At 66.8% G+C, this 12,612-nt stretch carries 14 protein-coding genes, 1 other RNA gene and 1 pseudogene; 2 read left to right on the forward strand and 14 right to left on the reverse strand.

Annotated elements, in window-relative coordinates; translation table 11 throughout:
• Nucleotides 1-7: 7 nt before the first annotated feature.
• From ACCQ09_RS09945 to ccmA, 12 genes and pseudogenes are all read right to left on the reverse strand, one after another.
• Nucleotides 8-620 (reverse strand): annotated as a pseudogene (locus ACCQ09_RS09945) (DUF1294 domain-containing protein).
• A 20-nt stretch (nt 621-640) separates the two neighbouring features.
• Nucleotides 641-1,783, reverse strand: a complete 1,143-nt coding sequence (gene metX / locus ACCQ09_RS09950; RefSeq protein ID WP_040941230.1) for a homoserine O-acetyltransferase MetX — start codon at nt 1,781-1,783, stop codon at nt 641-643.
• Nucleotides 1,784-1,911: 128 nt separating this feature from the next.
• A non-coding RNA gene (locus ACCQ09_RS09955) (sX9 sRNA) lies at nt 1,912-1,986 on the reverse strand.
• 121 nt (nt 1,987-2,107) lie between these two features.
• The gene (locus ACCQ09_RS09960) at nt 2,108-3,121 is read right to left on the reverse strand and encodes a tetratricopeptide repeat protein (protein ID WP_040941231.1); all 1,014 of its coding nucleotides are present in this window, start codon (nt 3,119-3,121) and stop codon (nt 2,108-2,110) included.
• Entirely contained in the window at nt 3,121-3,555 is a 435-nt protein-coding gene (locus ACCQ09_RS09965) for a cytochrome c-type biogenesis protein (RefSeq protein ID WP_040941232.1), read from the reverse strand. Before ACCQ09_RS09965 ends, ACCQ09_RS09960 begins: the two co-directional genes overlap by 1 nt.
• On the reverse strand, nt 3,552-4,154 hold the full coding sequence (locus ACCQ09_RS09970) for a DsbE family thiol:disulfide interchange protein (protein WP_014507915.1): 603 nt from the start codon (nt 4,152-4,154) through the stop codon (nt 3,552-3,554). The genes ACCQ09_RS09965 and ACCQ09_RS09970 overlap by 4 nt, the downstream gene beginning before the upstream one ends.
• Nucleotides 4,147-6,084, reverse strand: coding sequence for a heme lyase CcmF/NrfE family subunit (locus ACCQ09_RS09975; protein ID WP_040941233.1), 1,938 nt, complete (start codon nt 6,082-6,084; stop codon nt 4,147-4,149). The genes ACCQ09_RS09970 and ACCQ09_RS09975 overlap by 8 nt, the downstream gene beginning before the upstream one ends.
• Nucleotides 6,085-6,216: 132 nt before the next feature.
• On the reverse strand, nt 6,217-6,675 hold the full coding sequence (ccmE, locus tag ACCQ09_RS09980) for a cytochrome c maturation protein CcmE (RefSeq protein ID WP_011037368.1): 459 nt from the start codon (nt 6,673-6,675) through the stop codon (nt 6,217-6,219).
• Nucleotides 6,672-6,842, reverse strand: coding sequence for a heme exporter protein CcmD (locus tag ACCQ09_RS09985; protein WP_012438189.1), 171 nt, complete (start codon nt 6,840-6,842; stop codon nt 6,672-6,674). The genes ccmE and ACCQ09_RS09985 overlap by 4 nt, the downstream gene beginning before the upstream one ends.
• Complete coding sequence (locus ACCQ09_RS09990) at nt 6,839-7,588, reverse strand: heme ABC transporter permease (RefSeq protein ID WP_011037366.1); 750 nt, start codon at nt 7,586-7,588, stop codon at nt 6,839-6,841. Before ACCQ09_RS09990 ends, ACCQ09_RS09985 begins: the two co-directional genes overlap by 4 nt.
• 76 nt (nt 7,589-7,664) lie before the next feature.
• Nucleotides 7,665-8,360 carry a heme exporter protein CcmB gene (gene ccmB, locus ACCQ09_RS09995; protein WP_040941234.1) on the reverse strand — a complete coding sequence of 232 codons (696 nt, stop codon included), beginning with the start codon at nt 8,358-8,360 and terminating at the stop codon, nt 7,665-7,667.
• On the reverse strand, nt 8,357-9,001 hold the full coding sequence (gene ccmA / locus ACCQ09_RS10000; RefSeq protein ID WP_011037364.1) for a heme ABC exporter ATP-binding protein CcmA: 645 nt from the start codon (nt 8,999-9,001) through the stop codon (nt 8,357-8,359). Before ccmA ends, ccmB begins: the two co-directional genes overlap by 4 nt.
• Nucleotides 9,002-9,198: 197 nt before the next feature.
• On the opposite strand from ccmA, the gene ACCQ09_RS10005 reads away from it, so the two are divergent.
• Both ACCQ09_RS10005 and ACCQ09_RS10010 read left to right on the forward strand, forming a co-directional pair.
• The gene (locus ACCQ09_RS10005) at nt 9,199-10,347 is read left to right on the forward strand and encodes a pyridoxal phosphate-dependent aminotransferase (RefSeq protein WP_011037363.1); all 1,149 of its coding nucleotides are present in this window, start codon (nt 9,199-9,201) and stop codon (nt 10,345-10,347) included.
• Nucleotides 10,348-10,494: 147 nt separating this feature from the next.
• Nucleotides 10,495-11,295, forward strand: a complete 801-nt coding sequence (locus tag ACCQ09_RS10010) for an amidohydrolase (protein WP_040941235.1) — start codon at nt 10,495-10,497, stop codon at nt 11,293-11,295.
• A gap of 258 nt (nt 11,296-11,553) precedes the next feature.
• Here ACCQ09_RS10010 and ACCQ09_RS10015 read toward each other — a convergent pair whose 3' ends face one another.
• Entirely contained in the window at nt 11,554-12,357 is an 804-nt protein-coding gene (locus ACCQ09_RS10015; protein ID WP_011037361.1) for a glutaminyl-peptide cyclotransferase, read from the reverse strand.
• Between the two features lie 7 nt (nt 12,358-12,364).
• A complete protein-coding gene (locus ACCQ09_RS10020; protein WP_157382683.1) occupies nt 12,365-12,523 on the reverse strand; it encodes a hypothetical protein in 159 nt (52 codons plus the stop codon).
• Nucleotides 12,524-12,612: the final 89 nt, after the last annotated feature.

A 12,612-nucleotide genomic window follows, 5' to 3' on the forward strand; every position in this document is an offset into this window, starting at 1 on the left:
GCCGCGCTCAGTCCAGCACCGCCCGGAGCGTAGCCATCAGCCCCGGCTGCAGCCAGGCCCACAGCAACAGGCCGACATTCAACCCGGCGGTGATCCAGAACGTCAGCTGGAACGCGGCCTTGCTGCATTTATGGCGAAACCATTCCTGCGCCAGCAGCGCGCCAGGCCAACCGCCCAGCACGCCGATCAGGTGCAAGGTGGCCTCCGGCGTCCGCCATTGGTTGCGTTGCGCCGCAGACTTGTCGATGGCGTAGGCCAGCACGGCCACCCCACTGGCGGTCGCATACCAGAGCAGCACCAGCAACGGCAGCCGCTGCAGCACGACGGCGGCGGCGATCGCGCCCAGGAACATCACCGCAATGAACTTGCGCGGCAAGCCGCTGCCGCGTTGCCGGGTCCTGGCCTGGGTGCTGCGGTCTGCCCAGCACCTGGGTGGCCTTCAGCCGCGCGTGTGCATCGCGCTGCACAGCGTAGGTGAGCACATCGCCATTGCAGGGCCGCCGCCGCTGCGGCCCAAATGCGCCGATATGCACGAATGCACGTTCGCCACCGCCATGCGGCACGACGAACCCGAAGCCCTTGTGGTCATCCCAATCGCTCAGACGCCCCTGATAACGCATCGATCCCCCCCATGAGCGGCTCAGCTGTCTGCAAGAAAGGCCCGCACCGCTGGGCCGAAGCGGGCGAAATCCACCAGGAAGGCGTCGTGGCCCTGCGGAGAATCCAGGCCCAGGAACTGTGCATCGGCACCGCCAGCACGCAGGCCTTCGGCAATCTGTTCCTGCTGCTGCACCGGGAACAGGATGTCGGTGTTGGCGCCGATCGCCAGTGCGCGCGCGATGCGGATCTGCGCCAGCCCGGCCAGTACGCCGGATTCTGGCGCTGCGGCGTCGGCGCGTGTGTCCGGTGCGTATTCGGCCAGATCGAACCAGTCCATCGAGCGGCTTAGATACAGATAACAGTTGGGGTCGAAGAAGCGCACGAAGCGGCGTGCATGGCCTTCGAGATAGCTTTCGACCTGGAATTCGAGCCCGAATGGATCATCGGCAGTCTGTTCGGAATCCAGCCGCACGCGGCCGAAACGGCCATCCCATTCCAGCGCCGAGCGATAGGTGATCACGCCCAGCTTGCGCGCCATGCGCATGCCCGATTCCGGGTACTGCACATCGTCGTAGTGGCCGCCGTTCCAGTGCGGATCCAGGCGGATCGCTTCGCGCTGCAGCGAGCGGATGGCGATCGAAAACGGCAACGCCTGCGCGCTGCCGGAGATATTGATGTGGCTGCGCGCGATGCCCGGGTGGCGCAGCAGCAACGCCAACGCGGTCATGCCGCCCATCGAGTTGCCAATCAGGCAGGCCAGCTGCGCGATGCCCAGCGCACGTACCACATCGGCTGCGGCATCGGCGACATCTTCGATGGACAATTCTGGGAACGACAGCCGGTAGGGGACGCCGGTGGCCGGGTCGATCGAAGCCGGGCCGGTGGAGCCCTTGCAACTGCCCAACGAGTTGACGCACACCACGAACCAGCGATCGGTGTCGATCGGCTTGCCCGGGCCCACCATCGCTTCCCACCAACCGGGCTCGGGGTTGTCGGCATTGGCTGCGGCGTGGGCATTGGGCGACAGGCCGGTGACGATCAACACGGCATTGCCGTGGTCCGCGTCCAGCGTGCCCCAGGTTTCATAGGCCACCCTGGCCTGATGCAGCACACCGCCGCGTTTCATCGGCAACGGCGAGGGCAGGGCGTGGAAGCGGGTACCGGTGGGAATGAATTCGGTCATCGCGTGATTCTATCCGGCATGGCGGGGGCCGGCGTGCGCACGGTTGGCACGCGCTGTCGCGGTGTGAGGGCGTGGGCAGTGCGCCGCGTTGGAGGTGCCTGTTTCCGGCGATGTGATCGCTTTAGAGCGGCTAACAAAACGTAGCGAGCAGTGGTCAGGTGGTTGCTGATGGCGCGGAGGAACCGGAGTGTACGTGGGTACATGAGGATTCCGAGCACCGGCCGCGCCCGCCTGGCGGCTGCGCAGTCGTTTTGATAGCTGCTCTGAATTCCGAAGTGTTTCCGCGCGCGCCCGGAGTGCTATGCGCTTACAAGCGCGCAGCACTCAGCGGCCGATGACCAGCTCCACCTGCGCATCGGTGGGCAACTGCACCGTCACCGGCGTGCTTTCCACGTCATCGCTCTGGCGCATCGCATTGCCGCTGCGCGAGAGCCGGGCCACCAGTTGCACCTTGTCCAGCGACGACAGCGTGCGCGTGGGCATCGGGCTGTCGCCATCATCCAGGGTGACGGTCAACGGCAGCGCGCTGAGCGGGTGTTTTTCCACCGCTACCGGCATCGGGGTGTCGGCGGAGCGTGCAATCACGAACACACTGGTGTCGGCGGGCAAGCCGGCACGCTTGGCGAACTCGGCGTCCAGCACCACTCGCACGCGAATGGCCTTGCCTGTGCCGGCCGTGGCAGTTGCCGGTGCGGTGGCCTGGATCGGCTCCAGCTTGGCCTCGCGGCGCGCGGCATTGATCTGTTCCAGCAGCCCGGGGCGGGTCTTGGGGTCTACCACCTCCAGCAGCGGTAGCCAGGTAGCGCTGGCCGCGGCGGGCTGCCCGGCCTGGCGTTGCACCACGCCCAGGAACCAACGCGCACGCTCGTGTTCGGGCTGCACCGCAAGCGCATGTTCGAGCAGGCGTTGCGCCTCGTGATCCGGCTGCGGCGTGTCGTCGGCGAGCATGCGCGTCTGCGCGGCGGCCACCAATACATCCGGCTCGTCCGGGCGCAGCGCCACGGCACGGGCAAATGCATCGCGCGCTTCGGCGAACTTCTCCTGGCTGGACAGTGACCGCCCCAGCAGCACCCAGCCTTCGGCCTGGTCTGGGTTGCGCGCCAGGGCAGTGCGCAGTTGCACGATGGCCTCGTCCAATGTGCGTGGCGTGGCCGGGCGGTCGGCGGTCTGCTCGATCGCCTCCGGCGTGCCAACCAGCCAGTAAAGCGCGGCGCTGGCCGCCAGCAGCAACACCACCAGCGCGCCGGCCAAGCCGCGCGCCTCACGCCACAGCGGGCGTAGCACCAGGCCGAAAGCCAGTACCGCCAGCACCACGATGCACGCGACAAAGATCGCCATCACCACTCCTGCTCGTCGACGCTGGTGGTGGGCGCTGCCGCACTGCGCCGCCGCACCACCAGCGCCACCGCCGTGCCGCCGAGCAGTAGCACCAGCAACGGGCCGAACCACAGCAGCCAGGTGCGCGATTCGACCTGCGGCCGGTACAGCACGAACTCACCGTAACGGGCTACCAGAAACTGACGGATCTGCGCGTCGCTGCGGCCTTCGTGCATCAGCGCCAGCACTTCGCGGCGGAGGTCCTGCGCAATTTGCGCGTTGGAATCGGCCAGCGACTGGTTCTGGCATTGCACGCAACGCAGCTCGGCGGTGAGCGCATGAAAGCGCGCTTCCTCGGCGGCTGAGCGGTACTGCAGCGGCGAGGGGTCGCCCATTGGCTGGGCCAATGCCAGCCAGGGCCACAGCAACAACGCGAGTAGCCAGGCGCGTGTCATCGGGCGGTGTGCAGGTCCGGCGCGGCGCTGGGCGAGCGCTCGATCTTGCTCAGCGCCGGAATCAGCTGCGTGTCGATGATGGACTGGGTCAGCATGCCGCTGTACTTCCAGCGCACCACGCCGCGGCCGTCGACCAGGAAGGTTTCCGGTGCGGCGGCAATGCCGAAGTCGATCGCGGTGCGGCCATCGGTGTCGGCGACCACCAGCAGATACGGGTTGCCCAGTTGTTCGAGCCAGCGCAAGGCATCGGCGCGCTCGTCCTTCCAGTTGTAGCCGATCACGCGCACGCGCTTGGTCAGTGCGAAACGGCTCAGCACCGGATGTTCTTCGCGGCAGGCGGGGCACCAGCTGCCCCACACGTTGATGATGTAAGGCGCACCGCGCAGTTCGCGCGCATGCACGATGATGCTGGGGTCGTGCAGCAAGGGCAGCGCGAACTCCGGCGCCGGCTTGCCGATCAGTGCCGACGGCAGGGCGTCGCGGTCGTCATTGCCCGAACGCACCACGGCGTAGACCAGCAACGCCGCCAGCGCGAGCAGCAGGATGCCCGCTCCCACAAGCACGGCGGTGGGCAGGCGGGAGGTGCGGGGGTCAGACATTTAGGGACTCCGGAGAACGACGGAAACGCCGGTCGGCCGCGGTGACCAAGCCACCGAGCGCCATCAGCAGCGCTCCCAGCCAGATCCAGCGGACAAACGGTTTGAGATGCACACGCACCGCCCAGGCCTGATTGCCCAGCGGTTCGCCCAGGGCGACGTAAAGATCGCCAAACGGGCCCGGGCGGATCGCCGCCTCGGTCAGGGTCTGTCCGCCACTGGCGTAGCGGCGTTTTTCGGCATGCAGCGTGCCCACTGCGGCGTCGTCCTTGAACACCTGCAAGGTGGCGCGGTCGGAGACGTAGTTCGGCCCGCGCACTTCTTCCAGCCCGTCGAAATGCAGTGCGTAGCTGCCGATCTCCATCTGCTGGCCGGGTGCCAGCGCGACTTCGCGCTGCAGGCTGAGCGATTCCACCAGCAAGGCACCGGCCAGGAACACAGCAACGCCCGTATGCGCCAGCGCCATGCCGAGCATCTCGGCGGTGAACTTGCGCCCCTTGGCAGCGCGGCGCGTCCACAAAAAACGCAGCGTGCCCAGCACCACCCAGGCCGCTCCCGCCACGCCGAGTGCCGCTTTCAGCTGGCCCTGCGGTGCGGCGAACCAGGCCAGCACCCCGAGCACGACGGCCAGCGCGGCCCAGGGCGCGAGCATCGCCAGCGGACGCGAGGGTTGGTCGCGCTGCCAGCGGGTTAGCGGCCCGAACGGCAGCAGCGCCACCAGCGGCGCCATCAGCACCAGAAACAACGTGCCGAAGTAGGGCGGGCCAACCGACAGTTTGCCCAGGCCCAGCGCATCGGCCAGCAGCGGGTACAGCGTGCCCAGCAGCACCATGGCGCAGGCGCAGGCCAGCAGCAGGTTGTTCAATAGCAGCAGCGTTTCGCGTGAGCTGCCGGCAAAGGCCCGGCGCGGGTCATCGCCCTGCGACAACTGCGGCGCGCGCAGCACATACAGCAGCAACGAGCCGCCGACCACGCTCAGCAGGAACACCAGGATGAACACGCCGCGCGAGGGATCGGCCGCAAACGAATGCACGCTGGTCAGCACACCCGAACGCACCAGGAAGGTGCCCAGCAGCGACAGCGCGAAGGCGGCGATCGCCAGCAGCAGCGTCCAGCTGGCGAAGCTGCCGCGTTTTTCGGTGACCGCCTGCGAGTGCAGCAGCGCAGTGCCGACCAGCCACGGCATGAAGCTGGCATTTTCCACCGGGTCCCAGAACCACCAGCCACCCCAGCCCAGTTCGTAATACGCCCACCAGCTGCCCAGCGCGATGCCCACGGTAAGCATCGACCAGGCGATGTTGGTCCATGGCCGAGTCCAGCGCAGCCAGCGTGCGTCCATGCGGCCTTCCAGCAGCGCGGCAATGGCGAACGCGAACGGCACCGCAAAGCCCACATACCCGCAATAAAGCATCGGCGGATGGATGATCAGGCCCGGGTCCTGCAGCAGCGGATTGAGGTCGGCGCCTTCCAGCGGCACCGGCATCAACCGCGCGAACGGATTGGAGGTGAACAACAGGAACGCCAGGAAGCCGATGCTCACCAGCGCCATCACGCCCAGCACGCGTGCGATCACCTGGGCGGGCAACTGCCGCGACCAGATCGCCACCGCGCCCGTCCACAGCGCCAGCACCAGCGTCCACAGCAGCAACGAGCCTTCGTGCGCGCCCCAGACCGCCGAATAGCGATAGATCAACGGCAGCAGCGAGTTGGAGTTCTCGGCCACGTAGCGCACCGAGAAATCCTGCACCAGGAAGGCGTGCGTTAACACCGCGAATGCCGCAGCGATCAGTGCCAGTTGCACCAATGCGGCGGGGCGGGCAACCGCCATCCAGGCACTGCGCCCGCGCTGCGCGCCGGCCAGCGGCACGACGGCCTGCACCAGCGCCACCAGCAGCGCCAGCACCAGCAGGAAGGTACCGAGTTCAGGCAGCATCGGCCTGCCTGTTTCCGGGGCCATGTGTGATGGCGGGCGACACCGCGCCGCTATCGCGCCTGTGCGGTGGCGTCTGGCTGTATGCCACGGTCGTGTTGATAACAGCGTCGCGTTCGGCCGGGGAGGTCACCGTCACTGGGTCACCTTGGCCGGCGCGACCTGGTGCTTGCGATGCGCACTGCCCATCTTGTCGGCGACTTCCTTGGGCATGTAGGTCTCATCATGCTTGGCCAGCACGTCCTCGGCCACGAACACACCTTGCTGCATGCGGCCGGTGGCCACCACCGCCTGGCCCTCGCGGAACAGGTCGGGAAGGATGCGGTCATAGCGCACCGGCAATTGCGCGTCGCCGTCGGTGACGCGGAAGTGCGCTTCCAGCGAGCCAGCTTCGCGCCGGAACGAGCCTTTTTCCACCATGCCGCCCAACCGGAAACGCGCATGCTCCCCGGCTTCGCCGCGCAACACCTCGGCCGGCGTGTACAGATAGGCGACGTTGCGCTGCAGGGCCATGGCCACCAGCGTGGTCGCCAGGCCACCGGCCAGCACCAGCGCCAGCACCAGCCACAGACGGCGGCGACGTTGCGGGTTCATCGGGTCAGCTCCACATCGGTGGGCAGGGTGCGCTTGCGCTCGCGCAGGCGCCGTGCGCGGGCCACCTTCAATGCTTTGCGCACCTGCCAGCGGCCGGCGATCAAATCCCAAAGCAGCACCAGCGCGAACACCGCGTAGGCCGCAATCACATAGGGCAGATAATTCATGCCGTGCCCTCCGCATCGCGCACGATCCACGCCTTGCCGGCTTCGCGGCGCAGGTTGTCGGCACGCGCCCGCGTGAGCAGCGAGCCGGCAAACCAGAACTTGGTGCCGATCACCATCAGCCACAGCGGCAACAACATGCTGGCATCGATACTGGACGGGCCCAGCAGACGGATGCTCTGGCCCTGGTGCAGCGAATTCCACCACACCACCGAATAGCGGATCACCGGCAGCAACGCAACGCCGACGATTGCCAGCAGGCTCGCGGCCCGCGCGGCCTGACGGCGGTCGTCGATGGCGTGATACAGCCCGATCACGCCCAGGTACAGAAACAGCAGGATCAATTCGGTGGTCAGGCGCGGGTCCCAGTCCCACCAGGCGCCCCACATCGGCTTGCCCCAGATGCTGCCGGTGAGCAGGGTGATCACGGTAAAGGCGGCGCCGATCGGCGCGCAGGCCATGGCCAGGATCTCGCACACCTTGATGCGCCAGATCAGCGCGATGGCCGCGTACAGCGCCATCAGCCCGAACACGAACAGGCTCATCCATGCGCTGGGCACGTGGATATACAGGATGCGGAAGCTGTCGCCCTGCTGGTAGTCGGCCGGCACCGCGAATAATGCCTGCCAGATGCCGATGCCCAGCAATACCGCCGCCAGCGCATAGCACCACGGCGCCCAGCGCGCGGTAAAACGGTCGAAGATCGGCGGGGAAGCAACGTGGTGGAACCAGCGGGCGACGACGTTCATGCGATGGCGATGGCTCTCGGTATGACAATTGCTCGCGGAGCGGAGTGTCGCATCAACGCCGCATCGACTGCATTGGTCAGCTCAGTGAAATACGGATCGCGGCTGCCGCAGCCAGCGGTGCCAAAACCACGCCGATCACCAGGCCGGCCCCCAACAACAACAACGCACCCACCGCATCCTGGCCTTGTCCGCTGGCCGCCACACTGCCGGCGCCGAACACCAGCACCGGCACATACAGCGGCAACGCCAGCAGCGCCACGAGAATACCAGAGCGTTTCATGGTGACTGTCAGCGCTGCAACCACGGCGCCGAGCAGGCTCAGAAGCGGTGTTCCCAGGGCCAACGATGCCAGCAGCACGGGCAGTTGGTCATGTGGCAGGTGCAGCAATTCGCCCAGCAACGGGGTCACCGCGATCAGCGACAGTGCGCTGGTGGCCCAGTGCAACAGCACGCGCACCGCGATCAACCAGGCCAGCGGCACCGGCGCGAGCAGCCATTGCTCCATCGAGCCGTCTTCGACATCGCTGCGGAACAGCGCATCCAGCGACAACAGCCCGGCCAGCAGCACCGACAGCCACAGCACCGCCGGCGCGGCCTGCGCCAACAGGTCCGGGCGCCCGCCCAGGCCCAGCGCGAACAGCACCACGATCAGCAGCGCAAACAGCGCCGGTTGCAGCGCATCGCTGCGGCGGCGCCACAGCAGTTGCAGGTCGCGGCGCACCAGCGCCCGCCCGGCCTGCCACAGCGAGGGTTGCGGCGAATGCGCGCTCATGCGGCGGCCTCCAGGGTCAGCATGCGCGTGCGCACCGGCGGCGCGGCATAGGCGCCGTGCGTGGTGACCAGGGCCGCGCCACCGCCACGCAGATGCGCGGAAATCATCCGGTTGACCAGGGTGATGCCCTCCAGATCCAGGTTGGCATAGGGTTCGTCCAGCAACCACAGCGGGGCCGGCGAGAGCCACAGCCGGGCCAGCGCCAGCCGCTTGCGCTGGCCGGCCGAGAGCTGCCGCACCAACGCATCCTCGTAGCCGGCCAGGCCCACGATGGCCAGTGCACTGCCAGGCATCTGCTTGGCCCGCCGGCCGTGCAGGCCGCACAGGAAATGCAGGTTTTCCAGCGTGCTGAGGTCGGCCTTGAGGCCGGGCAGATGCCCGAGGTAGGCCATGAAGCGGCTGCGGTCGCCACGGCGAGCGGTCTTGCCGTCGATCAGGATCTCGCCGCGCTCCACGTGCAGCAGCCCGGCCAGCACGCGCAGCAGCGTGGTCTTGCCGGCGCCGTTGTCGCCTTGCACCAGCAAGGCCTCGCCGGCATCGACATGGAAGTCCAGCGGGCCGAACACCGGCTCCTCGTTGCGGCTGAAGGCCAGCGCGCGCGCAGCCAGCAGCGGCGGCGCAGTGTGGAGCGGATCGATCATCGGCGCAGCGGGCTCCCGTCGCAGGACGGCATGGGAAGGGCGGGACAGGGCGCGCATTGTAGCGGCGATGCGTACGGCCCGGGGCCGCGCATGCGGTGTGATGTGTCCGGGAACGCTGTTTTGCGCATCGCCCGGCGCACTGGCTGGGCGGGTTTGCGTACACTCGCGGTCCCCTGTTTGTCGACCGGAACCGCGCGATGCCCGTCACGACCAAGCTGCCCAAGGTGGGCACCACCATCTTCACCGTCATGTCGCAGCTGGCGGCCGAGCACGGCGCGGTCAACCTGGGCCAGGGCTTCCCGGATTTCGCGGTGCCGCAGCGGCTGGTCGACGCACTCGGCCAGGCCATGGCCGCCGGACACAACCAGTACCCGCCGATGACCGGTGTGGCCGCGTTGCGCCAGGCCATCGCCGGCAAGGCGCAGCGCTGCTATGGCGCGCAGGTGGATGCCGACACCGAAATCACCGTCACCAGCGGCGCCACCGAGGCCATCTTCAACGCCATCCACGCGGTGGTGCGCGCGGGCGAAGAAGTGATCGTGCTGGACCCGGCCTACGACTGTTACGAGCCGGCGATCGATCTGGCCGGCGCACGCGCCGTGCACGTGGCACTGGACCCGCAGACCTTTGCCGTGGATTGGGACGCGCTGCGCGCGGCGATCACGCCGAAGACGCGCTTGCTGATGATCAACTCGCCGCACAATCCCTCCGGCGCGATGCTTTCGGCCGCCGACATGCAGACTCTCACCGAGCTGCTGCATGGCACCGACATCTTCCTGCTGTCTGACGAGGTCTACGAGCACATCGTGTTCGACGGCCGCCGGCACGAATCGGTGCTGCGCTGGCCGGAATTGCGCGCGCGCGCGTTCGTGATTTCCAGCTTCGGCAAGACCTACCATTGCACCGGCTGGAAGATCGGGTATGCCATCGCGCCGCCCGCGCTGAGTGCCGAATTCCGCAAGGTGCACCAGTACAACACCTTCACCAGCTTCGGCCCGGCGCAGCACGCGTTTGCCGCGATGCTGCGCGACGAACCCGAGCACGACGAACAACTGGGCGCGTTCTATCAGGCCAAGCGCGACCGCTTCCGCGAGCAGCTGCTGACCACACGGCTGGTCCCGCTGCCGGTGCCGGGTGGTTATTTCCAGCTGGTTGACTATTCGGCCATCAGCGACCTGCCCGACACCGAGTTCGTGAAGTGGCTGACGGTGGAGAAAGGGGTGGCGGCGATTCCGCTGTCGCCGTTCTACGAAACCGCACCGGCCGGGCAACGCCTGGCGCGGCTGTGTTTCGCCAAGAACGATGCCACGTTGGATGCGGCGATTGCGCGGTTACAGCAGCTTTGAGGAGCTGGGATTCGGGAATCGGGATTGGGGATTCGCAAAAAGCATAGCCATCGCCTGGCGTGATCCTGATCTCTGCCCGTTGACCTCGCGCCTGCTGGTGCCGCTTTTCCCGTTCCCCACTCTCGATTCCCCATTCCCGAGCCAACCATGCACGACCTGCGCATTTCCCTCGTTCAAGGAAGCACCCGCTGGCACGATCCAGCCGGCAATCGCGACTATTACGGCGCGTTGCTGGAGCCGTTGGCCGGGCAGAGCGATCTGGTGATCCTGCCGGAAACCTTCACCAGCGGGTTTTCCAACGAGGCCATCGACAAGGCCGAAGACATGGACGGGCCCACCGTGGCGTGGATCCGCACGCAGGCCGCGCGGTTGGGTGCGGCGATTACCGGCAGCGTGCAGTTGCGTACCGAGCACGGTGTGTTCAACCGGCTGCTGTGGGCCACGCCGGATGGGGCGCTGCAGTACTACGACAAACGCCACCTGTTCCGCTTCGGCAACGAGCATCTGCGCTATGCAGCCGGGCGCGAGCGCCTCTGCGTCGAGTGGAAGGGGTGGCGGATCAATCCACAGGTCTGCTACGACCTGCGCTTTCCGGTGTTTTGCCGTAACCGCTTCGATGTAGAGCGCCCGGGCCAACTGGATTTCGATCTGCAGCTCTTCGTCGCCAATTGGCCTTCGGCACGTGCCTACGCCTGGAAGACACTGCTGCGCGCGCGTGCGATCGAGAACCTGTGCTTCGTGGCGGCGGTCAATCGCGTCGGGGTGGACGGCAACCAGTTGCACTACGCCGGCGACAGCGCGGTGATCGATTTCCTCGGCCAGCCGCAAGTGGAAATCCGCGAACAGGAACAGGTGGTGACCACCACGATCAGCGCAGTCGCGCTCGCTGAGCACCGCGCGCGCTTCCCGGCGATGCTGGATGCGGACAGCTTTGTGCTGGGCGAGTAGGTCTGGGCGGGGATTGGGGGGTCGGGATTGGGAAGTTGCGAGGGCGAGAGTTCTGACGCCTGATTTATCTGCGGGCTGCTTCGGCCTGGTAGCAGCTGAAAGCGGCTCGTCGTGGAACACCTGCGTTTCCATTCAGGCGTAGACCGCTTCGGCGCGCGACGGCTAGCGCCTGACATTGCATTGCGCTTGCCTGGGCTGCCAGCCGCTAATCACTCGGAAGTGGTGGGCGACTCTCCCTGTTCGCTCCGCGCTTCGCAGCTACTGCGCGTGCTTGCCGGCCGCGGCGTGTGGCAGTGGTGTGAGCCGGATTTCATAGAGCATCGGCCAACGTTTGCCGGTGACGAACAAGCGGTCGTGCTCGGCGTCGAATGCGATGCCGTTGAGCACATCGTTGGTGGAGTCGGTCAGTGCGTCGGCGTCCGGCACCAGCGCTTGCAGGTCGATCCAGGCCACTACCTTGCCGCTGGCCGGATCGATGCGCGCAATGCGCGAGGTCAGCCAGACATTGGCTAGCAGCTCGCCGTTGACCCATTCCAGCTCGTTGAGATTGTCCAGCGGCCGGCCGCCGGCGGTGACCTTGATGCTGCCGACCTGCTGCAATGTGTCCGGATCCAGTTTGCGGATCACTGCGGTGCCGTCGCTCATGTACAGGTGGCTGTCATCGCTGGTCAGCGCCCAGCCTTCGCCCGGATAGCGGAAACGCGCGCGTGGCGTCAGCGTCGCCAGGTCGTAGACGAAGCCTTCGTGGTTACGCCAGGTCAGCTGGATCAGGCGGTCGCGCCAAGCCACGATGCCTTCGCCGAAATACGGTGGCGGCACCTCGGCGCGTTGCAGGATGCGCCCTGTTTCCAGGTCCACCTTGCGCACGCTCGAACGCCCGGTCTCGCCAGTGCTTTCGTACAGATGGCCGCGCAGATAAAACAGGCCTTCGGTAAAGGCAGTGGTGTCGTGCGGATAGCGCTTGACCACGCGATAGCCCTGCGTCGGGACCGGGTCGCGGGCAACTGCCATGGCCGGCAGGAGTGCGAGGATGAGTAGCAGGGCAGGGACGAGACGTGGCATGAGGTGATCATCCCATGCCGGCCAAGACCGAAGCCAACCGCACCGCGATCTGCTCGATCAACGCTGGATGCAAAGCCACCTGCGCGTTGGGATGCGGCATGCAGAGCCAGTGATCCCATTGGTTCCGGTGCGCGGCGACTAACCGTCCCTCGATCCGGCTGCTCAAGGCTGCATCAAGCGCACCTATGCATCGAAGATGCCGGACGCGAGGTCAGTGACGCCTTCGATTCCGATAGGGCAGTCGACAAAGCAACG

The sequence above is a fragment of the Xanthomonas sp. NCPPB 2586 genome (genome assembly GCF_041475775.2).
GTDB classification, from domain to species: domain Bacteria; phylum Pseudomonadota; class Gammaproteobacteria; order Xanthomonadales; family Xanthomonadaceae; genus Xanthomonas; species Xanthomonas campestris.

What these genes read in the sequence shown, in the direction of transcription:
- ACCQ09_RS09970 (WP_014507915.1), bottom strand. Translation starts at nt 4,154, where the DNA reads ATGTCTGACCCCCGCACCTCCCGCCTGCCCACCGCCGTGCTTGTGGGA.
- ACCQ09_RS09960 (WP_040941231.1), bottom strand. Translation starts at nt 3,121, where the DNA reads ATGGCGATCTTTGTCGCGTGCATCGTGGTGCTGGCGGTACTGGCTTTC.
- metX (WP_040941230.1), bottom strand. Translation starts at nt 1,783, where the DNA reads ATGACCGAATTCATTCCCACCGGTACCCGCTTCCACGCCCTGCCCTCG.
- ACCQ09_RS09975 (WP_040941233.1), bottom strand. Translation starts at nt 6,084, where the DNA reads ATGCTGCCTGAACTCGGTACCTTCCTGCTGGTGCTGGCGCTGCTGGTG.
- ACCQ09_RS10005 (WP_011037363.1), top strand. Translation starts at nt 9,199, where the DNA reads ATGCCCGTCACGACCAAGCTGCCCAAGGTGGGCACCACCATCTTCACC.
- ACCQ09_RS10015 (WP_011037361.1), bottom strand. Translation starts at nt 12,357, where the DNA reads ATGCCACGTCTCGTCCCTGCCCTGCTACTCATCCTCGCACTCCTGCCG.
- ACCQ09_RS09965 (WP_040941232.1), bottom strand. Translation starts at nt 3,555, where the DNA reads ATGACACGCGCCTGGCTACTCGCGTTGTTGCTGTGGCCCTGGCTGGCA.
- ACCQ09_RS09985 (WP_012438189.1), bottom strand. Translation starts at nt 6,842, where the DNA reads ATGAATTATCTGCCCTATGTGATTGCGGCCTACGCGGTGTTCGCGCTG.
- ccmE (WP_011037368.1), bottom strand. Translation starts at nt 6,675, where the DNA reads ATGAACCCGCAACGTCGCCGCCGTCTGTGGCTGGTGCTGGCGCTGGTG.
- ccmA (WP_011037364.1), bottom strand. Translation starts at nt 9,001, where the DNA reads ATGATCGATCCGCTCCACACTGCGCCGCCGCTGCTGGCTGCGCGCGCG.
- ccmB (WP_040941234.1), bottom strand. Translation starts at nt 8,360, where the DNA reads ATGAGCGCGCATTCGCCGCAACCCTCGCTGTGGCAGGCCGGGCGGGCG.
- ACCQ09_RS10010 (WP_040941235.1), top strand. Translation starts at nt 10,495, where the DNA reads ATGCACGACCTGCGCATTTCCCTCGTTCAAGGAAGCACCCGCTGGCAC.
- ACCQ09_RS09990 (WP_011037366.1), bottom strand. Translation starts at nt 7,588, where the DNA reads ATGAACGTCGTCGCCCGCTGGTTCCACCACGTTGCTTCCCCGCCGATC.